Origin of the sequence: Bacillus sp. HMSC036E02 (assembly GCF_001836235.1) — a bacterium.
Lineage (GTDB): Bacteria > Bacillota > Bacilli > Bacillales > Bacillaceae_G > Bacillus_A > Bacillus_A cereus.
Genome location: NZ_KV827856.1, coordinates 535,111 through 556,748, shown reverse-complemented (window position 1 = coordinate 556,748; position 21,638 = coordinate 535,111). Strand labels below are relative to the sequence as shown.

Below are 21,638 nucleotides of genomic sequence, written 5' to 3'. Positions count from 1 at the left end.
ATTTTGGTAAATTAGATTAATCGAAAGAATTTGAGTATTTTATCATTTGAAAGGGGATACAGTTGTGAAGATAAAAACATATCAACAGAAAAGCCCGTTGAAGCAAGAATGTGAGGATTCTTATTTTTGTAATAAAGATAAAAAGATTTATGGTGTATGTGACGGTGCAACACCACTTGTCCCGTTTCGTGATGAAAATGGACATAATGGAGCATACATCGCTTCGCATTTATTTGCAAATTATTTTACTGCATTACGAGAGAATCATAGTTTACAATTTGCAGTTGCCAAAGCAAATGAAGCATTACAAAGCAAAATGTTAGAATATGAAGTAGACACGAGAAAAAAAGAGCATTTGTGGTGCACATGTATCGCGGCAGTTCAAATAGTTGGTGAGAAAATTGAATATGCGCAGCTTGGGGACTGTATGATTGTCGCAACTTTTCAAAATGGAACGATGCAAGTATTAACGAAAGACACAGTTGAAGGAATTAGTAAACGAGCAAAAAGGAAGAGGGAAGAAGATCGTAAAAAAGGGTTATCTGTACCAGAAGAATATGTTTTTCAAGATGTGCGAGAACAGTTAAAATACAATCGTTATCTTGCAAATATGCCAAATGGTTATTCAGTTGCAAATGGAATGAAAGAAGCGATACATTATTTACAACATGGTGAATTACATATAGATGAAGTGAGTGGAATTTTTATTTGTTCAGACGGGTTATTCCACCCAGATTGGTCATTAGAACAAACTGTTGCATATATAAGAAAGAATAGTATAAACGAATATGTAGCAATCATTGAAAAGCTGGAAGGGGAAAAGAGAATAAAACCAGATGATAAAACGATTATTATGATTGATTTTTAAGAGGAGGCAGTTCAAATGGAAATTAAATATGTCAATCTAACATTTCAAGATGAATTAGTTCCTTTAGAAAAAGTAAATCAACTGATTATCCACCATACAGCTGAAGATGGATGGGACGTGTATAAAACGCATGAATTTCATCAAACTGTAAGAGGGTGGAGCGGGATTGGTTACAACTATTTTATCGAAAAGGACGGAACTGTAGTGGAAGGGCGAGGTTTACATATTGGAGCGCACGCGAAAGACCATAACCGCCATACAATTGGAATATGTATGACGGGAAATTTCGATAAATACGATCCAACTCCTGCACAAGTGAATGCATTATATTCTTTATGCAAAATGTTTATGAAGCAATTTGCTATAAAGAAAGAAAATATACTAGGTCATAGGGAGTTAGAAGGAGTTACAAAAAGCTGTCCTGGTAATCGTTTTTCTATGGTAGAGTTAAGGAAGATATTATCTTAAATATAGAGGAGTAACAACGATGATGAATATAAAAATACCAAATGATAAAAAAGAAGAACTTGTAGCGCAAATTCAGCAATTTTTCGTTGAAGAAGATTTAGATGAAATTGGACGTTTCCAAGCAGAGCGTTTAATAGAAGAAATGGTTAAATTAGTTGGACCATTTGCATACAATCAAGCAATTGGAGATGCAAGAAAGCTTGTAAGTGAGAAATTAACGAATATCGAAGAAGATTTATACGTGTTAGAGAAGAATGAAGGAAAATAAAAAAAGAGCCGATGGGCTCTTTTTTATTTTTCTTTCTTATGTTCTTTATATTCATGTACTTTTTCTTTCACATTACCAACTGTATCTTTAGCAGTGCCTTTCACCTTATCCCATTTTCCTTCAGCTTGTAATTTCTTATTGTCAGTTACTTTCCCGACAACTTCTTTTACTTCACCTTTTACCTTATCAATGGCACCTTCTACTTTTTCTTTTAAACCATGATCATGTTTAGTCATACATTTCTCCTCCTTGTAGTTTGATTAGAATTCTCTTTTCATATTGCAAGTTGAATGATGTATCTAGTAATAGCGTAACAAATCTAGTTGGAATATTCAAATGATTAATAGGATAGAAAAGGAATTGTCATAAAATGTTTAAAAATGTAACGGAAGGAGAAAGAAAGTAAATTATAATATGTCTTTTGCGGTCCATATTGATTTTGTATAAGCAATTTTCATGTGGGCACGTTCCATGTTATTTTGACTGCCGCTACCAAAGCGGGCTTGGCCAACTATTAAATGACAATTTGTCGCTATAGCTTTTTCTATTCTTTTTTGAATTAATGCAGTATGACAGCCGTTACGTTGAAATTCTGGCAAAGTAGCAGAAGCAGCTAATGATGCGACACCCTTATTTATATACAGGACACCAATACTAGCAGGGATATTTTGAACTTCAGCTATGAAAAAATGCCATCCTGGTTCATTGTAAAGAATTTCATTATTTTGGCGCACACCATCTGTTGTAAAGGATGGCATATTAAATCCACGTACATAAATGTCTGCAAAAATATCAAAATCATTTTCTTTTAGTTTTCGTATTGTAATATTAGAAGGAAGAAGTGATGAACCCTCTCTCGGTATACTATACAAAGCAGTATGGAAGCTAGATTGATAAAACCCTTTTTGAGATAAGTATTGAAATAATTCAGTTGTACCTTGTGCTGGGGTAATTTCAAAACGACAAGTGATTTGTAGTGATTGATAATAAGAGATAATTTCATCTAACTCATCTGTATTTGTAAATGTAATACCTTTTACCGTATTAAAAGCAGGACCAGCAATTATTTTTGATGAAAAGGCAGTGGCACTACCGAATTTTTTCATTTGCACTTGCATTGGGTTTCCGCTCATTGTTTGTAGTCTCTCTAATTTAGAAGAGAGCATATCAATTTCTGCATTTTCAATTTCTGTTGCCATATCGAGTGTCATAACAGTAGTCATAAAATTCCTCCGTTAATAAATATATTTCATAGTACATATACGATTTTTGTTTTGAGATTCCTGTTGAAATGTGAGAGAATAAGAGGTTTTTTGGAAGGGAAATGGAAGTGAACTGTCGAAGGGAGTAGAAATAGATTAAAGGTGGTGCTCTCATGAAACAAAAAGCCGTGCAGACATGCTCTAATTGTGGTTCTCAAAATATAGGAGAAGGTGAGTTTGTCGGATATGCACAAATACGGAAAAAGGAAACGATGTTCACATCTTCGCCGGTGGATGCTTATATTTGTACAGATTGTGGGAATATCCTTTTATTAAAGGTAAGGAATTATGAAAGGTTTAAACAGAAACCGTTATGATTATTGAGAAGTGGTCATATCCAACTTTGTATACGAAACGACTTATGTTAAGGAAAATGAATATGAGTGATAGTTTACATATATATGAGTATGCTACAGATAAAGAGATGACAACTTTTACTGTATGGGATGCTCATCGATCGTTATGTGACACATATAACTATATAGAAGAAATTGTGGGTCAGTACAATGGAGGGCAAGTAGCACCTCTTGGAATTGTATTAAAAGAGGAAAAAAACTTATAGGCACGTGTGGATTTATAAAATATGATTTGGTCACACATACAGCAGAAATTGCATACGCCTTATCTCGAAAATATTGGGGAAGAGGATTAGCTACGGAGGCTGTGTTAGCTTTTTTCTACTATGGTTTTCATGAATTGCATCTTAATAGTATTGAAGCGGGATGTGATTCAGAAAATGAAGCATCTGAAAAATTAATGAAACGTTTGAATATGGAGTACAAATATACAATTCAGAAGGATATGTTTATTAAAGGTAAGAATCGTGATACAAAAAGGTATTTTATATCTAGAGAAAGATATATGAATCAATGAAATATCTTACATTGAAAACTCCTTTAAATGAATTAAGGAGTTTTTTTATTTTGATAACAACAAATGGACTATTAGGAAGCGCTATTTTTATTAACGTTCTAAGTATAGAAAAAAAACGCTATATAACACAATCGCAACCGCGAGTTGACAAAGTGCAACCGCAGGAAGATAGAGATAAGGGCAATGTTTACATACAATTTAGGTAAGAAAACAAAGGGGGACACACATATGGGATTTGGTGAAAAGCTTTTTAGATTAAGAAAGGAAAAGGGCCTTTCTCAAGAAGCATTAGCTGAAAAATTAAATACCACAAGGCAAGCAGTTAGTAAATGGGAAAACGGTCAAGGTTTTCCTGAAACTGAAAAATTAATAATGATTGGAAATGTATTTGAAGTATCACTCGACTATTTATTAAAAGAAACTGCAGAGCAAAGTAACGAAAAGGAAAATGGTTACTATGTAAGTAAGGAAATGGCAGAAGGGTATGTAGTGTATGGACAAAAAATTTCTAAATATATTGCGTTAGGATTTAGTTTGCTTATTTTATCTACAATACCGTACTTATTATTTAAAGAAAATGCGACAATGTCTACGTTTCTTGTCATTATCATTGCAGTGCTTGGGATTGGAGCAATGATGGCATCTGTAACGATAGAAGAGAGTCGATACAATGTATTGAAAAAGGAAGAACTACTATTTGATCAAAACTTTCTAAAAGAATTGACCAAAAGATATGCGACTATTAAGAAGAAGTATACGGCAGTAGTGATCGTTGGATTTTGTTTTATTGCAGCAGGAGCGATACCGTTTTTATTTGAGAAAAAACGAATTACCTCAGGAGAACTCGTACAGTATTATCCTTATTGTGTTGTACTTATTGCTATCGGAGTTTATCTTTTTGTTCGTGTGTTAGGGGTGTTAGAGACGTATCGGATTTTAGTAGAAAATAAGGAATACAGTAATCGTTTTATTTTTAAATTGAAAAAGAAAGTAAGGAAAAAGGTAGATAGTTTATAAAAAATAAAAAACATGTTTCGAATCAATGTATTCAAAACATGTTTTTTATCGTTCTGAATTATTTCCAAAGAAATAATTCAGAAAATACAGAAAAATATCGTAATCATTTGTAGAAGTCTGTTATAATAAACGGAAAATGAAAACGTTTTAAAGGGGGACATAACCAATATGATGATGAATGTACCGCTAACAATTAGTTCTATGATGGAAAGAGCAGAGAAACTGTTTTCGAAGAAAGAAATTGTTTCACGGACGCATGATACAGTTACAACGTTAACGTATAAGCAATTAGGGGAAAGGACGAGAAGACTTTCCAGTGCGTTGAAAAGGCTTGGAATTAAAGTAGGTGAACGTGTAGGAACATTAGCGTGGAACCATCATCGGCATGTGGAAGCGTATTTTGCTATTCCAGGTATTGCTTCTGTTTTGCACACAATTAACATTCGTTTATCTCCTCAACATATTTCATACATTATTCAGCACGCAGAAGACCGAATTCTACTTATAGATGAAGATCTCGTACCGCTTGTTGAAAATATTCAATCACAATTATCAACTGTACAAGCTTACATTATTATGACTGATAAAGATGAACTCCCAAATACTACGCTGAAGCCTGTATATCATTATGAAAAGCTATTAGAAGAAGGCGATCCAAATTTCCAATTTGTAAAAGATATTGATGAAAATACACCAGCTGGTATGTGTTATACGTCAGCGACTACAGGAAATCCGAAAGGTGTTGTATATACGCATCGTAGTACTGTATTACACTGTATGGCACTCGGTTTAGCTGATACAGCTGCTTTATCGGAAAGTGATGCAGCAATGGCAATCGTCCCGATGTTTCATGTGAACGCTTGGGGACTTCCTTTTGCGGCTACTTGGTTTGGATCAAAACAAGTTCTTCCTGGACCGATGTTTACTCCGAAAATTTTATTAGAAATGATTCAATCAGAAAAAGTGACGTTAGCTGCGGGTGTGCCGACAATTTGGCTCGGCGTATTACAAGAGTTAGAAAATAATAGTTACGATTTATCTAGTATGACGAGAATACTATGCGGAGGTGCAGCGGCGCCGAAAAGTGTTATTAAAGCATTTGAACAGAAACATAATGTTCCGTTCATACATGCATATGGTATGACTGAAACGAGTCCACTCGTAACACTTGCACGTTTAAAAAGTTATGAAACGGAATTATCGTATGAAGAGCAACTAGAAATTCGCTCCAAACAAGGATATCTTGTACCTGGTGTCGAGATGAAAGTAGTCGGTACAAATGGTGAAGTGAAGTGGGATGGTACTGAGATGGGAGAATTATGTTTACGAGCACCTTGGATCGCTGAAAGCTATTATAACGATGATCGTACTGTTGAAGGTTTTCGCGATGGATGGTTATATACTGGTGATGTTGTCACAGTGGATGAGGAAGGTTGCGTGAAAATTGTTGACCGTACGAAGGATGTTATTAAAAGCGGGGGAGAATGGATTTCTTCGGTCGATCTTGAAAATGCTTTAATGGCACATGATGCTATATTTGAAGCGGCTGTCGTTGCAGTTCCTCACCCTCAGTGGCAAGAGCGACCAATTGCCTGCGTTGTTCAAAAGAAAAATAGTACGGTTACAAAAGAAGAAATATATGAGTTTTTAAAACCACAGTTTGCGAAGTGGTGGTTGCCAGACGATATTGTCTTTATGGAAGAAATACCGAAAACATCTGTTGGGAAGTTTTTAAAACAGGCGCTTCGGAAAGAACTGGAGCATTTGCATAGAGAGAAATAAGTGAACTCCTATTTGTAAACTCTAATACGTTAACGGTTGACAAAAGAGGAGTGGAAAGATAATATAATTTTTATGATATGTTATCTAAAAGCGATTTTAAGTTTACAAATAGGAGAAGCAAATATGAATACAAAAAATTTAGTTTTCGTCGCTTTATTTAGTTCTATTATGGGAGTGTTAGGGTTAATACCTCCGATTGCTCTTTCTATTACACCAGTTCCGATTACATTGCAATCACTCGGTGTTATGCTTGCGGGTGGGTTGTTAGGGTCACGCCTTGGTGCATTAAGTCAGCTTATTTTCTTACTTATTGTAGGAGTTGGAGCACCATTACTTGCTGGTGGCCGCGGTGGCCTTGGTGTATTTGTTGGGCCAAGTGCAGGATATTTACTTGGTTACATCATTGGAGCGTTTGTTATTGGTTATTTAATTGAGCGTTTACGTGAAGTTTCTATTATAAAAGTATTATGTATTAATATAATTGGTGGTATTTTCGTAGTTTATGTATTTGGTATTATTGTACAAGCGTTTTTAATGGATGTTTCTGTATGGGAGACAATGAAAGTGAGTGCTGTGTTTTTACCAGGGGATTGTATAAAAGCAATTATTGCGGCAGTTCTCGTAACAAAATTACATCGTTCATTGAAACATATTATTACACCCGCTTTAAAGAATGGAAAATATACAAATGCGGGATGATAAAGGGAAGAAACACGTACATTGCGTGTTTCTTTTTATTATTTTTGTAAAGAAAGGACGTCTCATATGGGTGTTACAAAAAAATACAAAAAGCAAGCCTCTTTACAACCAAATAAAATAGCGATAAAGGAAAATGATAGAGTTTTAACATATAAAGAGTGGTTCGAATCAGTTTGTAAAGTAGCCAACTGGTTGCATGCAACAGAATCAAAAAATAAAACAATAGCAATCCTATTAGAAAATCATATAGAGTTTTTACAACTATTTGCTGGTGCTGCTATGGCCGGGTGGGTTTGTGTTCCGTTAGATATAAAGTGGAAACAAGATGAGCTCAGAGAAAGAATTGAAATCAGTAATCCGGATATGATTGTGACAGAAAGATATAAGGTAAATGATTTACCGCATGAAGAAGGAAGAGTAATTGAAATTGATGAGTGGAAAAGAATGATGGAGAAATATCTTCCTACACATTCCACTGTAGAAAGTTTACGAAATGCTCCCTTTTATATGGGATTTACATCAGGATCAACTGGAAAAGCAAAAGCATTTTTACGCGCACAGCAATCGTGGGTTCATAGTTTTGATTGTAATGTACATGATTTTCATATGAAAATGGAGGATTCAATTTTAATAGCTGGGACGCTCGTTCATTCTCTTTTCTTATACGGGGCAATAAGTGCATTATATGTAGGACAAACGGTGCACATTATGAGAAAGTTCATTCCGAATCAAGTATTAGATAAGTTAGAAACTGAAAATATATCGGTTATGTATACAGTTCCGACAATGCTTGAATCTTTATATAAAGAAAATAGATTAATAGAAAATAAAATGAAAATTATTTCATCAGGAGCGAAATGGGAAGCTGAAGCGAAAGAAAAAATAAAGAATATATTTCCTTATGCGAAAAGATATGAATTTTATGGTGCATCAGAGTTAAGTTTTGTAACAGCACTAGTCGATGCAGAAAGCGAAAGAAGGCTAAATTCAGTAGGAAAACCTTGTCATAATGTGCAAGTTCGAATATGTAATGAAGCAGGCGAAGAAGTACAAAAAGGCGAGATAGGAACTGTTTATGTGAAAAGTGATCAGTTTTTTATGGGATACATAATAGATGGGGTTTTAACACAGGAGTTGAATGCAGAAGGCTGGATGACAGTGCGAGATGTAGGCTATGAAGATGAAGAAGGCTTTATATATATTGTTGGTAGAGAGAAGAATATGATTTTATTTGGAGGAATCAATATTTATCCAGAAGAAATAGAAAGTGTATTACATGAACACCCAGCTGTTGATGAAATAGTTGTAATTGGTGTGAAAGATAGTTACTGGGGTGAAAAGCCCGTCGCGATCGTAAAAGGAAGTGCTACGAAACAACAATTAAAGAGTTTTTGCTTACAACGATTATCCTCGTTTAAAATACCGAAAGAATGGCATTTTGTAGATAGAATACCTTATACAAATAGTGGGAAAATCGCTCGTATGGAAGCAAAAAGTATGATTGAAAACAGGGAGAAAATATATGAATAGAGCAGTTATTGTAGAGGCGAAAAGAACACCTATCGGTAAGAAGAATGGGATGTTAAAAGAGTATGAAGTTCAGCAATTAGCAACGCCGCTTCTTACGTTTTTAAGTAGAGGAATTGAGAGAGAGATAGACGATGTTATATTAGGTAATGTTGTTGGGCCAGGAGGGAATGTTGCGAGACTATCTGCTTTAGCGGCAGGACTTGGCTATCATATTCCTGGTGTAACGATTGATCGGCAATGTGGTGCTGGTTTAGAAGCAATTCGAACTGCGTGTCATCTCATTCAAGGAGGGGCAGGTAAGTGCTATATCGCCGGAGGAGTAGAGAGTACAAGTACGTCACCTTTTCAAAAAAGAGCACGATTTTCACCTGAAACAATTGGTGATCCTGACATGGGAGTAGCGGCTGAATATGTTGCGGAGCGTTATAACATAACGAGAGAAATGCAAGACGAGTACGCTTGTCTTAGTTATAAGCGGACACTGCAAGCGTTAGAAAAAGGCTATATACATGATGAAATATTTTCTTTTAATGGATTATTAGATGAATCTATAAAGCTAGAAATGAATTATGAACGAATCATTAAAAGAACAAAACCCGCATTTTTACAAAATGGAACAGTGACGGCAGGTAATTCATGTGGTGTAAATGATGGGGCATGTGCTGTTCTTGTAATGGAAGAGGGACAAGCCCTAAAGTTAGGTTATAAACCTGTCCTTCGTTTCGTTCGTAGTGCTGTAGTGGGAGTGAATCCAAATCTTCCAGGAACTGGTCCGATATTTGCGGTGAACAAATTATTAAATGAAATGAATGTAAAAATAGAGGACATCGATTATTTTGAAATAAATGAAGCATTCGCCTCAAAAGTTGTTGCTTGCGCAAAAGAGTTACAAATTCCGTATGAAAAATTAAATGTAAATGGTGGGGCAATTGCGCTCGGTCATCCGTACGGTGCATCTGGGGCTATGCTTGTAACACGTTTGTTTTATCAGGCACAAAGAGAGTCTATGAAATATGGAATTGCTACATTAGGAATTGGAGGCGGGATAGGGATTGCGCTATTATTTGAGAAAGTAGAAGACTAGTGAGGTAACTAGTTTTCTACTTTTTGAGGAACATAAACATTGCTGCCAGGCTTCGCTTTCATTTCGTTCCAAGCAGCAATCGCATCAGCTTTTGCTTTTCCTTTATTATTTGGATCTTCGAAAAAGTCCCGAGTAAAGCGATTGTATTCAAATTGCGCGCTGATCGTTGTTTTATAAGTAGGATCTTTTTTTCGTTCGTTTTCTTCATACCAAAAAGCTACCGCGTCTTCATATGTTTTTCCAACATTCTCTTTAAAAAACTTTTGAAGAGCTACTGTAAAGCGGAAGTTTGTTCCGATTTTTTCTTTGAAAAAAGCACGAACATCTTCGCTACAGCGGTGATTTTTAGTAATAATCGTTTGAAGAGAAAGGTCTTTATAAGAGAGGGGAGCTTTGCTCACTTTTTGCACAGAGCTGTTTTTAAGACTTTCCCCGTAGTTAAATAATGTGAGATACGCTCGGTTATTTCGGTCTTAGAGCCACTAGCTGGCAAACCATGCTCGCGACAAAATGTTTGCAGTTCTGCTTTTAACCAATAATAGTTTTGAAAATCTTCAAGTGATATAGATTTTGTTAAAGGTGGACGCATGAATATAACAACTTCTTTCTTCCATAATTTTCTTTAATTATAAAACGTACGTTCTCTTTGTGGAAGGATTAATTTGTAAATATAACAGGAAGAGGAGATTACATATGGAAAATGTAATGCAAGTTCGTGTTACGGGAATTTTAATTGAAGATGAAAAAGTATTGCTAGTAAAGCAAAAAGTGGCTAATCGCGATTGGTCTTTACCTGGAGGAAGGGTAGAGAATGGTGAAATGTTAGAAGAAGCGATGATTCGAGAAATGAGAGAAGAAACGGGATTAGAAGTTAAAATTAAGAAGCTACTCTATGTTTGCGATAAACCAGATGCTAGTCCATCTTTGTTACATATTACGTTTCTGCTTGAAAGGATTGAAGGTGAAATTAAACTACCTTCTAACGAGTTCGATCATAATCCGATTCATGATGTGCAAATGGTACCGATTAACGAATTAAGTTATTATGGTTTTTCGGAAACTTTTATCAATCTTATAAGTGGCGGTTTTGCAAATGCAGGAAGTTATCAAGGGTTGAAACAACATATAGGCCTGTAAATATAGTTGAAGGATAGCCGTTAGCTATCCTTCATAAACATGTTTTACACTGCTGACTGTAAAGAAGAGACAAGCTGATTTAAAAACTCGTCCCCGTTCATCACCGCTTTTCCGCCGCCGCGTGCACTCTTTTTATTTCCGCCACCTTTTCCTTCAATTGCAGGAAGAGCATCTTTTAAAAGAGCATTCATATCGAGCGTTACTGTTTTTCCGCAAGCGAGAATACATTGTAGTTTGTCATCATTTTCGATGACGAAATACGTAATTGCATGCTCTTGTTGTTCTGTAATGATAGCTGATAGTTTTGCAATTTCTTGCATAGAACGATCTGTAAATGCTTTAGAAATAAGTAACCCAGCATGTATTTCGGTGGGCTGTTGCAGTAATTCATTTGCCTCTGCAAATAATAATTTTTCATTCATTGTTTGTATTGTTTTTTCGTTTTCCTTTTGAGAGGTAAGAAGCTGTGCTACTTTTGCTGGGATATCAGTTTCGCTACTGTTTAATTGTTTGGAAACATCTTTCATAATTTGTTGCTGTTGCCCCATTAATTTAAGTGTACGCCAACCAGCGATAAAGGTTAAGCGTATACCACCTTTATTGCGCTCCCATCCTAGTACTTGAATAGGACCAACTTCACCAGTGCATTTCGGATGGGTTCCACCACAGCCATTGTAGTCGTAATTTTCGATAATAACAACACGTATATTCTCTGTCATAGTTGGTTCTTTACGAAGAGGTAATGTTTTTGCTTCTTCTAAGTTCATCCACTCTATACGGATTGGGTGGTTTTCAAAAACGATTTTATTGGCAATTTGTACTGCCTTTTCAACCGTTTCTGCATGCAGATTTTCTGTTTCTAAATCAATTGTTATCGTTTCTTTTCCAAGATGGAATCCAATCGTAGGTATGTTGAAATAGTCCCAAAAAACAGCAGATAAAATGTGCTGAGCTGCATGTTGCTGCATATGATCAAACCGGCGCTCCCAATTGATTTTACCTTCTACGTCTTCTGTGTGTAATTGTTCTGCAATGAAGTGGCGGATTTCTTCGTCGACTTCTTCAACATCAAGTACAGCAATACCATTTAAAGTTCCAGTGTCATGTGGTTGTCCGCCACCAGTCGGATAAAATGCGGTTTCGTTTAAAACAACGTATAAGTTACCGTCTTTATCATAATCTTGCTTTATAATTTTAGTAGTAAATTCTTGCTTATAAGCGTCAGTGTAATATAATTTGTGCTCCAATTTTCTTTCTCCTCTCGCATTAACTAGTTTCATTGTAAAGCAATTGAAATTAGTTTCCTAATATTTCAGAAGAAAGAAACTATTTTTAGAATTTTCTTGCTATAATAAGAAGAAAATGCGGGGGTGGAATAAATATGTTATATGAAAATGGCGTAGATAAACTGCTTAGTTTAAGCAAAAATATTTCTGAATTGTATCGAGAATTAAATGAAATGACCCGGATTTTAACGGATTGTAATCGAGAAAGTGTGAAGTTTGATCGGTTATATGTAAAAGAGTTACTTTGGAAGAAAGAAGATGTAATAGAGAAATATGACCAGCTACTTGTACAACTTTGTATTAACGAATGCTTTGATCTAAAAAGTGTCATTACAGGCGAATATAAGTATACATATGAAGAAGTGGAGAACATCGTTTTACAATTTAATGAGAAGTATAATGTTGCAATATTAATTAAAGATGTTTGTAAAGAATTACAGTTTACATATGGCATAGATATGGATATAACGAGAACAGCGCGGGTATCAACAGCGCAAGTATAAAAAGGGAAAAGAAAGCAGATCCTTTGCTTTCTTTTTTTATGTAAGAACAGGGAGAGTAGGTTTTTAAGATGAAGGGGAAGTTGCAAAATATTCATCCGTTAGGAATGACAATTATAATAGGGACTTTATTTGCGAGGTTCGCCACGTCAATGAGTATTCCTTTTTTAGCAATTTATTTAACGACTGTGAAAGGTGTATCAGCTGGAATGACAGGTGCTATTATCGGAACGAGTGCACTTGTTGGAGTGTTTGCTAGTTTTATCGGAGGGAATTTATCAGATCGATTCGGTCGAAATATGATTATAATATGGTCCATGATCGTTTGGGTCTTTGTATTCATTGGTTTTTCACTTGCAGATCATGTTTTAAGTTTCTTTTTATTAAATGCTTTGAATGGATTATGTAGGTCATTTTTTGAGCCAACATCAAGAGCGTTATTATCAGATTTAACGAAACCTGGGTATCGTTTACTCGTATATAATTTGCGTTACGGTGCAATCAATGTTGGAGTAGCGATTGGCCCACTTGTCGGGTTACAGATTGGAAGCGCAAAATCAACAATTCCGTTTTTAGTAGCAGCTGGAGTATACATTTTATATACAGCTATATTAGCGTTCCAATTTAAGAAGTATCCGATTGAAAAAAAGAAAGTAAATACAGAAAAGCCTGTCACAATGTTAAAGGCAATTCGTATTTTGCGAAAGGATGTCGTATTTTTAGTTGCACTAGTTGGTATTATTTTGAGTAATTGTGGTTTTTCTCATTTAACGACAACAGTATCTCAATATTTTGCAAATGCACATATATTTCAGGATGGAGTGAAATTATTTTCATATATGCTAGCTTTAAATGCGATTGTTGTAGTCGTAATTCAATACCCTGTTATTCAAATTTGTAAAAAGTATACACCGTTAGTATCCATTATGGTGGGAACTTTATTTGTGAGCGGAGGATTATTTGGATTTGGAGTAGTAGAATCTCTGCTAGGTGCTGCCGTTTGTACAATTATTTTTACAATTGGAGAAGTCTTAATGTTTTCAATGACGGATGTATTTATTGATGATATTGCTGTTGCGCATCTAAAAGGAACATACTTCGGTGCGATGGGTTTTTCGGGAATTGGAGCAGTAATAGGTCCGTGGTTTGGAGGAGTACTTCTCGATTACTACGGGTACCAAAATGGGTTTGCAGTATTTTCAGCACTAGCTATATTTTCAACTGTGGCATTTCCTGTGCTTTTAGTTACAAAAGGTTTATCGAAAAAAAGATATGATAGAAATTCTAATATAGAGATGCATGCGGAATAACATAAGCCCCAGTACCAACTGGGGCTTATGTTTGTATTATATTAACTCTTAATTTGAAAAAAGAACTTTCTTTTCATGTTTATCAGCAACTTCATTTTTGGAAATATGAATGGCCAAAAAACCATTCTCTAAGCAGGCTAGCATCTTCTTATAAATAACATTAGCGGGTAAAGGAATAGTTCGCTGCAAAGAAATGTTTTTATGAAGTATGCAAATGTTTAGGCCTGTCTCCATCTTTTTAATGACTACATTTTGTTCATTGGCATTTGGTACATCTGTTTCCAAAATGTATTCTTGTTCAGTTTCGCAAAGGTCAATATGAATTTGATTTGGAAAACTAAAGTTACTACAAGAGTCAGAACAAAACTGATCCATCCATTCTTCGAAACCATCAACATGAAAAAGACAATCCTTCTTTTTCTTGCCCATGTAAGACACCCTCCGTAAAATCTCAATTCATACTATGTTATGCATGAATGAAGTAGGGGTGAAGAATAAATGGAAAAATATAAACATTGTATGTGGTAAAGGCAGCTATTGTGAACCTTTTGTTTTACATATCATGATGTGCATGATGTTTTTGGCGTGAATGGTTACGGTTTTTTACTTTATGAGATCCGCTTAATGGTTCAGGTTGTCCCTTTTTTTCTTTTGCTTCACGATTGTTTTTGCTCATTGTATGTGACACCTCCTCTTTCTCTTTAGAATGAGAGAAGTTTGCAAATTTATACGAGAATGTTTTTAGAAAAAAAGGTAAAGATAATTGGGACTAACTATTATGGAAAGGGGATTATATAATGCCATATCATAAAGATAAACAGCAAGCTTTTCAAGCAGCGCAGCAAGGAGTTACACAAGCAGAACATGCATATAACAACATTGTGAAAAATGATCCAAACTACGGTCATGATTTAAAAGAGTTACGCCAAGAGGTTCAGGAGGCGTATGAACAGATTCAAAATGCGTTAGAAGTAGCTTCGGAAACACAACGCCCACAACTTGAGCAATACGAAAATAATCTCCAAAATATTATGCAACATGTAGATCAATTAGAAAAGTAAATGAGGTTGTTGTGTATTTGACAACCTCTTACTTTAATGAACATTATGCGAAAACAGAAAATTTTTCTATTCGTTTTTTCTTTATTATGCGCAGTACATATATTTCAAGTTGAAAAAGTGGAAGCGAAAATGTTGCTCAGAAAAGAGCTAGAACCAACTGGCTATGTAACGTGGGAAGTACCTAATAATGAAAAGATTATTGCCATTACATTTGATGATGGCCCAGATCCAACTTATACACCGCAAGTTTTACATTTATTACGTCAATATAAAGCAGAAGCAACATTTTTTATGATTGGATTTCGAGTGCAGCGCAATCCATATTTAGTGAAACAGGTATTAAAAGAGGGACATGAAATTGGAAATCATACGATGAATCATTTGTATGCGAGTAATTCATCAGATGAAAAATTAGAAAATGATATTTTAGATGGAAAGAAATTTTTCGAAAAATGGGTGAAAGAACCTTTGCTATTCCGTCCTCCTGGCGGATATATTAACGATGCTGTATTTAAAACAGCGAAAGAAGCTGGTTATCAAACCGTTCTATGGTCGTGGCATCAAGACCCGCGTGATTGGGCAAATCCAGGGGTTGAATCTATCGTAAATCATGTAGTGAAAAATGCTAAAAGTGGCGATATCGTATTGTTACATGATGGAGGAAATGATCGTAGTCAAACAGTAGCAGCGCTAGCAAAAATTTTACCTGAGCTAAAAAAACAAGGATATCGATTTGTAACGGTTTCGGAATTACTACGTTATAAACATTAGAAAAAATCCCAAAAGGAAAATGAACCTTTTGGGATTTTTCGTTACTGATTCTTTTTACGTTTCTTATTATTTTGTCGCTCTGCCGGAGTTAAAGGCTCATTTGCAAACTCTTCGTTATAACCAGCACCTTGTCCTTGTGCGGATGCTGCATTCATTCCTGAAATAGTATGATTTGCTTTTCTTTTACCCATTTTATTTCACCTCTATAACATTTTTTTGTATGTTGAATGATGAGCAGTTCATAGTGTGTATGAACTATAAGTAAAGCGCTAATAGAGCACTTTACTTTATGGTAATAGTATTCATAAGGAGCATAAACACTATTCAAATTTAGAAACATAAAGAAAACTTATGATAATCTATAAGTTTCTTATTATTTACTTATTTAGAAAGTTGTAATAAGATATTATCGTAAGGTATTGAAAAGTTTGTCTACATTTTATATTCAGACAACTTAGTCACGTTTAACAGGGGGGAAACATAATGGTCAAACATAATCCATTTCAATCACGTGCAACTTTTGAAGTAGATGGAAAAACGTATCATTATTATGATTTGAAAGCGCTTGAAAATGCAGGGGTTGGCAACGTATCTCAATTACCATATTCCGTGAAAGTTTTACTTGAATCGGTACTTCGTCAAGTAGACGGACGTGTAATTACAGAAGAGCATGTTACAAATTTAGCGAAATGGGGAACGAAAGATGTGCAAGATATCGATGTTCCATTTAAACCATCTCGTGTAATTTTACAAGATTTCACTGGTGTACCAGCTGTTGTTGATTTGGCTTCGCTTCGTAAAGCAATGGCAGACATGGGTGGAGATCCTGATAAAATCAATCCAGAAATTACTGTAGATCTTGTAATTGATCACTCTGTACAGGTTGATAGAGCGGGTACGGCAGACGCGCTTGCATTCAACATGGACTTAGAGTTTAAACGTAATGAAGAACGTTATAAATTTTTAAGCTGGGCACAAAAATCATTTGATAACTATCGTGCAGTTCCACCAGCTACAGGTATTGTACACCAAGTAAACCTTGAATATTTAGCACCAGTTGTTCATGCTGTGAAAAATGCTGAAGGTGACTTAGTTGCATACCCAGATTCATTAGTTGGAACAGACTCACATACAACAATGATTAACGGTATCGGCGTTCTTGGATGGGGTGTTGGTGGTATTGAAGCAGAAGCAGGAATGCTTGGACAGCCTTCATACTTCCCAGTACCTGAAGTAATCGGTGTGAAATTAACAGGTACACTTCCAAGTGGTACTACAGCAACTGACGTTGCCTTAAAAGTAACGCAAGTATTACGTCAAAAAGGTGTAGTTGGTAAATTCGTTGAGTTCTTCGGTAATGGACTAAAGAGCATGCCTTTAGCTGACCGTGCAACAATTTCAAACATGGCACCAGAATACGGCGCAACTTGTGGATTCTTCCCAATCGATGATATTTCATTAGAATACTTACGTTTAACAGGTAGAGATGAAGAACAAATTCGCGTTGTTGAAGAATACTGTAAAGCGAACGGTTTATTCTATACAGCAGACAGTAAAGATCCAATCTATACTGATCTTGTAGAAATTGATTTAAATACAATCGAATCTAACCTTTCTGGACCGAAACGCCCACAAGATTTAATTCCACTTTCAGATATGAAAGATGCGTTCCACGAAGCTGTTATAGCACCAGTTGGAACACAAGGACTTGGATTTAATGAGCAAGAGTTCGATAAAGAAGTGAAGGTTACATTAGAAGATAAAGAAGTAACGATGAAAACAGGTGCAATTGCAATCGCAGCAATTACAAGCTGTACAAACACATCAAACCCATACGTATTAATTGGAGCAGGTCTAGTTGCGAAGAAAGCAATTGAAAAAGGACTTGTAGTACCTGAGTATGTAAAAACATCATTAGCACCAGGATCTAAAGTTGTTACAGAGTACTTAGATAAGTCTGGTTTAACAACATATTTAGATCAATTAGGTTTCCAAACAGTTGGTTACGGTTGTACGACTTGTATCGGTAACTCTGGTCCATTAGCGCCAGAATTAGAAGAAGCAATCGCAGCAAACGACTTACTAGTAACATCTGTTTTATCTGGTAACCGTAACTTTGAAGGGCGTATCCACCCACTTGTAAAAGCAAACTACTTAGCATCACCACCACTAGTTGTGGCATATGCACTTGCAGGTACTGTTGATATTGACCTGAAAAATGATGAAATCGGTAAAGATGCAAATGGCAATGCTGTTTACTTCAACGATATTTGGCCATCAGCTAAAGAAATTGAAGATGTAGTTCAAAGTGTTGTTACATCTGAACTGTTCAAGAAAGAATATGCACAAGTATTTAACAGCAATGAGCGTTGGAATGAAATCCAAACTTCAAATGAAGCGTTATATACTTGGGATAATGATTCAACATACATTCAAAACCCACCATTCTTTGAAGGATTATCTAAAGAGCCAGGTGAAGTTGAAACATTATCAGGCCTACGCGTAGTTGGTAAATTTGGTGACTCTGTAACGACAGACCACATTTCACCAGCAGGTTCAATCGGTAAGCATACACCAGCTGGACGCTACTTATTAGAAAACGGCGTACAACCAGTTGACTTCAATTCTTACGGTTCTCGTCGTGGTAACCATGAAGTTATGATGCGTGGTACATTCGCGAACATCCGTATTAAAAACCAAATCGCACCAGGAACAGAAGGCGGATATACAACATATTGGCCAACAGGTGAAGTAACGTCTATCTATGATGCTGCTATGAAATATAAAGAAGATGGCACAGGCCTTCTAGTTGTTGCTGGTAAAGATTACGGTATGGGAAGTTCTCGTGACTGGGCTGCGAAAGGAACAAACTTACTAGGTATTAAAGCAGTAATTGCAGAAAGCTTTGAGCGTATTCACCGCAGTAACTTAGTGTTAATGGGTGTACTACCACTTCAATTTAAAGATGGCGAAAGTGCTGAAACGTTAGGTCTTGTTGGTAACGAGTCATTTGAAATTCAAATCGACAAAACAGTTAGACCACGCGATCTTGTGAAAGTAGTTGCAACTGATGCAGATGGCAATGAAAAACAATTTGAAGTAGTAGCTCGTTTCGATAGTGAAGTAGAAATTGACTACTACCGTCACGGTGGTATTCTGCAAATGGTTCTTCGTGAGAAAATTGAAGAGTCTAAAGTGTCGAACTAAATAATTGAAATGAATAATAAGGAAGCTAACAATAGTTAGCTTCCTTATTTTATGGAAAGGGATGAAACCATATGGTTTCATCCCTTTCTTTTTTACTACGAAAAATGGAGGAAACGTCATGAAAGAATATAAAAGAATTCTGTTACCGTTACAGAAAGAAAAAATATTAGTAATAGCAGCTGTATGTAGTGGGATAATTGCTGCCATTTTAAATTTATCTCGCCCAATTTTCATGGGATTAATTGTAGACAATCTTATTCAAAGGGAGCTAAAAGGTGCGTATGTATATATAGCTTTGTTTGCGGGTAGTCACTTTTTAATGTGGGCGAACAATCTTTTATTTGATTATATAAGTTCAAAAGCGAGTCAACGTATATTACAAACGAAACGTATAGAATTATTGCGTCACTATTTCTCATTACCGTTTGAAGAGAGTGAGAAGATTAAGCAAGGAGAGTTAGAAACTTTGGTCGTGTCTGATATTCCGAACTGGGTCAGATTATATGGCTCTATATTAATAGAATATATACACGCTATTGCCCAATTTATTGGAGCTTTCATAGCACTACAACATATAGATATACAGTTTATATTGTGGGTAACTCCGTTTTTATTTTTAAGTACAATTGTTCCAATACTGATGGGAGAAAAGGTAAGAGATATTGCAAGCGTTTCTCAAAAAAATCACTCAAGTGTTGTAGAGATGGTGTCACAGTTTGTAAAGGGGATACAAGATTTGCGGAGTTTACAAAAAGAAAAATGGGCAATTCGCTTATTTAAAGAAGTAACGGCACAATCGTATAAATCAGAAGTAAAGAAGACGATGATGCAACATTGCATTGGAGTAGTTGGAACGGTGATTGAAACAGGAGCATATATTGTTGTTCTCATTATAGGTGCACAAAAAATAATGAGGGGAGAAATAGAAGTTGGTTCACTCATTGCAGTGTTAGCGACAATTGAGATGCTCTTTTTCCCTGTCCGTTATGTGGGCGATTTATTAATAATGACACAAGTTGCAGTCGCTTCGGCAAATAGAGCTTTTTGCTTTTTAAATAAACGAGCAGCAGATAGCAATGTAGAAAGAGCGATGGGGATCAGGATAACAAATGTTTCATTTCAGGAGAATGACGAAGAGAAATGCAGAATTCATAATATTGATTTGCAAATTCGTCCTGGTGAACTCGTTATGATTGTGGGAGAAAGCGGTGCAGGAAAAACAACGCTTTTAAAGTTAATAACGGGCTTGTATAAACCATCTAACGGTAGCATTGCTTATTATGGTAATGAAGCTCGTATGACTACAGTGTGGCAAGAACCACGTTTTTTCCGAACGACGGTAACAGAGAATATGTATTTCGGGGAAGAGGGTTTAGAAAATCAGTTAGAAAAAAATAGTGAACTTATAAATGCAACGCCGATTATTAGAGGGTTACCTGAAGGGAGTCAAACTGTGCTACATAAAAGCGGTGAAGAGTTTTCGGGAGGCGAAAGAAAACGTCTTGCATTATTGCGCGCGATTGTATCAAATCCAACTCTTATTATTTTAGATGAACCGACGGCTGGGTTAGATCCGGGCAATCAAGAACTGGTTTGGAATATGATTGAAGGGATAGGAAGAGATGTAACGAGAATTGTGGCAACACATGATGTAGAGAGAGTGATGATAGCAGATTGTGTTGTTGTCATAAAGAATGGGACTATTGTGGAATGGGGGAATCCTAGAGAATTATTAAATTGCAACTCATTGTACAAAGAGTTGCAAACAAAAAGATAAGAGATATGTAATGCTCTTATCTTTATTCCGCTATTTGCCGGGCAGCCCGATTGGTGAGGGCTGATTAAAGTTTCACTTTATTCGGTCTCATTAAGTTGATAAGTATAAGAATTCGAATCACTAGAATTAACTTCTTTGACGAGAGTAAGTTGATTTGTATCTGGATTATATTTGAAAATCTTAATTGTATGTTCGCTACTTAGTAATGGATTATATTCTTGAATAGCGAATGTATTTTCCGCGATTTGTGTCATATTACTGGTGGGAACATTTTCTATGGAATCATGATTTGTAGAAATTTCAACGACTTTTTCACTGTTGAAAAATAAAAGAACGATTACTAAAATAACTAAGCATATTCGTATATAGCGTAGCTCTTTGGTGATAGGGTGTTCTCCCAAAACAATCATCCTTTCTATAGCTATTCTATAGTAGTAATGGTAGTCATCGTGAAAAAAGTAATAATGCCGAGGCCTGCCAAAAGGATAAATGAGATTAATGCGATATAGAGACAAATATGTCCAACTTGTTTTTTTTCAGGATCTTTACTAAATAGTGAGATAATCCATGTGATAATTCCGATTGGGGAAAATATAAAACTAAGAATATATAGAAGTATTTTTTTAAATAAATTCATGAGAGCTCCTTTCATTGTAAAATGTTCTATGTATTTCTAATTATATGATTAAAAGGTAAATATTTCATCTTAGTTATAAAAATTCTGATTATTTAGAATGT

General features: G+C 35.6%; 24 protein-coding genes and 2 pseudogenes. 17 read left to right on the top strand and 9 right to left on the bottom strand.

What is annotated here, in order from left to right:
• Nucleotides 1-46: 46 nt before the first annotated feature.
• Genes HMPREF2590_RS20790 through HMPREF2590_RS20780 form a run of 3 tightly spaced genes read left to right on the top strand, consistent with a single transcriptional unit; the run spans nucleotide 47 to nucleotide 1,604 of the window.
• The gene (locus HMPREF2590_RS20790) at nucleotides 47-868 is read left to right on the top strand and encodes a protein phosphatase 2C domain-containing protein (RefSeq protein WP_002098150.1); all 822 of its coding nucleotides are present in this window, start codon (nucleotides 47-49) and stop codon (nucleotides 866-868) included.
• A gap of 15 nt (nucleotides 869-883) precedes the next feature.
• Nucleotides 884-1,336 carry a peptidoglycan recognition protein family protein gene (locus tag HMPREF2590_RS20785; protein WP_000404192.1) on the top strand — a complete coding sequence of 151 codons (453 nt, stop codon included), beginning with the start codon at nucleotides 884-886 and terminating at the stop codon, nucleotides 1,334-1,336.
• Between the two features lie 19 nt (nucleotides 1,337-1,355).
• The gene (locus HMPREF2590_RS20780) at nucleotides 1,356-1,604 is read left to right on the top strand and encodes a DUF2164 domain-containing protein (RefSeq protein ID WP_000981075.1); all 249 of its coding nucleotides are present in this window, start codon (nucleotides 1,356-1,358) and stop codon (nucleotides 1,602-1,604) included.
• 23 nt (nucleotides 1,605-1,627) lie between these two features.
• Here the strand turns inward: HMPREF2590_RS20780 and HMPREF2590_RS20775 are convergent, their stop codons facing one another.
• Together HMPREF2590_RS20775 and HMPREF2590_RS20770 are read right to left on the bottom strand one after the other, a co-directional pair.
• Nucleotides 1,628-1,840 carry a CsbD family protein gene (locus HMPREF2590_RS20775; RefSeq protein ID WP_000160410.1) on the bottom strand — a complete coding sequence of 71 codons (213 nt, stop codon included), beginning with the start codon at nucleotides 1,838-1,840 and terminating at the stop codon, nucleotides 1,628-1,630.
• Between the two features lie 171 nt (nucleotides 1,841-2,011).
• Nucleotides 2,012-2,827, bottom strand: a complete 816-nt coding sequence (locus tag HMPREF2590_RS20770; RefSeq protein WP_000214348.1) for a GNAT family N-acetyltransferase — start codon at nucleotides 2,825-2,827, stop codon at nucleotides 2,012-2,014.
• A gap of 152 nt (nucleotides 2,828-2,979) precedes the next feature.
• On the opposite strand from HMPREF2590_RS20770, the gene HMPREF2590_RS20765 reads away from it, so the two are divergent.
• The 7 genes and pseudogenes from HMPREF2590_RS20765 (at nucleotide 2,980) to HMPREF2590_RS20725 (ending at nucleotide 9,851) form a co-directional block, all read left to right on the top strand.
• Nucleotides 2,980-3,183 (top strand): hypothetical protein, encoded by a 204-nt coding sequence (locus HMPREF2590_RS20765; RefSeq protein ID WP_000810193.1) that lies wholly within the window; start codon nucleotides 2,980-2,982, stop codon nucleotides 3,181-3,183.
• Nucleotides 3,180-3,739 (top strand): annotated as a pseudogene (locus tag HMPREF2590_RS30055) (GNAT family N-acetyltransferase). Before HMPREF2590_RS20765 ends, HMPREF2590_RS30055 begins: the two are co-directional and overlap by 4 nt.
• Before the next feature lie 228 nt (nucleotides 3,740-3,967).
• Nucleotides 3,968-4,756 carry a helix-turn-helix domain-containing protein gene (locus tag HMPREF2590_RS20745; protein WP_000505637.1) on the top strand — a complete coding sequence of 263 codons (789 nt, stop codon included), beginning with the start codon at nucleotides 3,968-3,970 and terminating at the stop codon, nucleotides 4,754-4,756.
• Nucleotides 4,757-4,924: 168 nt separating this feature from the next.
• Complete coding sequence (locus HMPREF2590_RS20740) at nucleotides 4,925-6,538, top strand: long-chain fatty acid--CoA ligase (protein WP_000980211.1); 1,614 nt, start codon at nucleotides 4,925-4,927, stop codon at nucleotides 6,536-6,538.
• Between the two features lie 123 nt (nucleotides 6,539-6,661).
• Entirely contained in the window at nucleotides 6,662-7,237 is a 576-nt protein-coding gene (locus HMPREF2590_RS20735) for a biotin transporter BioY (RefSeq protein WP_001093332.1), read from the top strand.
• Nucleotides 7,238-7,303: 66 nt separating this feature from the next.
• The gene (locus HMPREF2590_RS20730) at nucleotides 7,304-8,767 is read left to right on the top strand and encodes an acyl-CoA synthetase (protein ID WP_000539233.1); all 1,464 of its coding nucleotides are present in this window, start codon (nucleotides 7,304-7,306) and stop codon (nucleotides 8,765-8,767) included.
• Entirely contained in the window at nucleotides 8,760-9,851 is a 1,092-nt protein-coding gene (locus HMPREF2590_RS20725; protein ID WP_003315584.1) for an acetyl-CoA C-acyltransferase, read from the top strand. Before HMPREF2590_RS20730 ends, HMPREF2590_RS20725 begins: the two co-directional genes overlap by 8 nt.
• 8 nt (nucleotides 9,852-9,859) lie before the next feature.
• On the opposite strand, the pseudogene HMPREF2590_RS20720 reads toward HMPREF2590_RS20725, so the two are convergent.
• Nucleotides 9,860-10,440 (bottom strand): annotated as a pseudogene (locus tag HMPREF2590_RS20720) (DUF6434 domain-containing protein).
• 104 nt (nucleotides 10,441-10,544) lie between these two features.
• Between HMPREF2590_RS20720 and HMPREF2590_RS20715 the strand changes: the two are divergent.
• A complete protein-coding gene (locus HMPREF2590_RS20715) occupies nucleotides 10,545-10,988 on the top strand; it encodes an NUDIX domain-containing protein (RefSeq protein WP_003315587.1) in 444 nt (147 codons plus the stop codon).
• A gap of 44 nt (nucleotides 10,989-11,032) precedes the next feature.
• Here HMPREF2590_RS20715 and HMPREF2590_RS20710 read toward each other — a convergent pair whose 3' ends face one another.
• On the bottom strand, nucleotides 11,033-12,235 hold the full coding sequence (locus HMPREF2590_RS20710; protein WP_000400390.1) for a serine-tRNA(Ala) deacylase AlaX: 1,203 nt from the start codon (nucleotides 12,233-12,235) through the stop codon (nucleotides 11,033-11,035).
• Between the two features lie 134 nt (nucleotides 12,236-12,369).
• Here HMPREF2590_RS20710 and HMPREF2590_RS20705 point away from each other — a divergent pair, with 134 nt between their 5' ends.
• Nucleotides 12,370-12,777 carry a hypothetical protein gene (locus tag HMPREF2590_RS20705; RefSeq protein WP_000965133.1) on the top strand — a complete coding sequence of 136 codons (408 nt, stop codon included), beginning with the start codon at nucleotides 12,370-12,372 and terminating at the stop codon, nucleotides 12,775-12,777.
• Between the two features lie 68 nt (nucleotides 12,778-12,845).
• On the top strand, nucleotides 12,846-14,084 hold the full coding sequence (locus tag HMPREF2590_RS20700; RefSeq protein ID WP_000676831.1) for an MDR family MFS transporter: 1,239 nt from the start codon (nucleotides 12,846-12,848) through the stop codon (nucleotides 14,082-14,084).
• Between the two features lie 48 nt (nucleotides 14,085-14,132).
• On the opposite strand, the gene HMPREF2590_RS20695 is transcribed toward HMPREF2590_RS20700, so the two are convergent.
• Nucleotides 14,133-14,513 carry an Hsp20/alpha crystallin family protein gene (locus HMPREF2590_RS20695; RefSeq protein ID WP_000516730.1) on the bottom strand — a complete coding sequence of 127 codons (381 nt, stop codon included), beginning with the start codon at nucleotides 14,511-14,513 and terminating at the stop codon, nucleotides 14,133-14,135.
• A gap of 124 nt (nucleotides 14,514-14,637) precedes the next feature.
• The gene (locus HMPREF2590_RS20690; RefSeq protein ID WP_000042141.1) at nucleotides 14,638-14,760 is read right to left on the bottom strand and encodes a small acid-soluble spore protein P; all 123 of its coding nucleotides are present in this window, start codon (nucleotides 14,758-14,760) and stop codon (nucleotides 14,638-14,640) included.
• Nucleotides 14,761-14,881: 121 nt separating this feature from the next.
• On the opposite strand from HMPREF2590_RS20690, the gene HMPREF2590_RS20685 reads away from it, so the two are divergent.
• Both HMPREF2590_RS20685 and pdaB read left to right on the top strand, forming a co-directional pair.
• Nucleotides 14,882-15,145 (top strand): hypothetical protein, encoded by a 264-nt coding sequence (locus tag HMPREF2590_RS20685; protein WP_001146293.1) that lies wholly within the window; start codon nucleotides 14,882-14,884, stop codon nucleotides 15,143-15,145.
• Nucleotides 15,146-15,190: 45 nt separating this feature from the next.
• Nucleotides 15,191-15,916 (top strand): polysaccharide deacetylase family sporulation protein PdaB, encoded by a 726-nt coding sequence (gene pdaB / locus HMPREF2590_RS20680; protein ID WP_030027157.1) that lies wholly within the window; start codon nucleotides 15,191-15,193, stop codon nucleotides 15,914-15,916.
• A gap of 41 nt (nucleotides 15,917-15,957) precedes the next feature.
• On the opposite strand, the gene sspO is transcribed toward pdaB, so the two are convergent.
• A complete protein-coding gene (sspO, locus tag HMPREF2590_RS20675; protein WP_000518053.1) occupies nucleotides 15,958-16,107 on the bottom strand; it encodes an acid-soluble spore protein SspO in 150 nt (49 codons plus the stop codon).
• 292 nt (nucleotides 16,108-16,399) lie between these two features.
• On the opposite strand from sspO, the gene acnA reads away from it, so the two are divergent.
• The gene (acnA, locus tag HMPREF2590_RS20670) at nucleotides 16,400-19,123 is read left to right on the top strand and encodes an aconitate hydratase AcnA (RefSeq protein WP_003315645.1); all 2,724 of its coding nucleotides are present in this window, start codon (nucleotides 16,400-16,402) and stop codon (nucleotides 19,121-19,123) included.
• 118 nt (nucleotides 19,124-19,241) lie between these two features.
• Nucleotides 19,242-20,900 (top strand): ABC transporter ATP-binding protein, encoded by a 1,659-nt coding sequence (locus HMPREF2590_RS20665; protein ID WP_000666361.1) that lies wholly within the window; start codon nucleotides 19,242-19,244, stop codon nucleotides 20,898-20,900.
• Nucleotides 20,901-20,977: 77 nt separating this feature from the next.
• Here HMPREF2590_RS20665 and HMPREF2590_RS31160 read toward each other — a convergent pair whose 3' ends face one another.
• Entirely contained in the window at nucleotides 20,978-21,310 is a 333-nt protein-coding gene (locus HMPREF2590_RS31160) for a YmzC family protein (RefSeq protein WP_074595727.1), read from the bottom strand.
• A gap of 11 nt (nucleotides 21,311-21,321) precedes the next feature.
• Nucleotides 21,322-21,537, bottom strand: a complete 216-nt coding sequence (locus tag HMPREF2590_RS20655) for a hypothetical protein (protein ID WP_001048152.1) — start codon at nucleotides 21,535-21,537, stop codon at nucleotides 21,322-21,324.
• Nucleotides 21,538-21,638 lie beyond the last annotated feature (101 nt).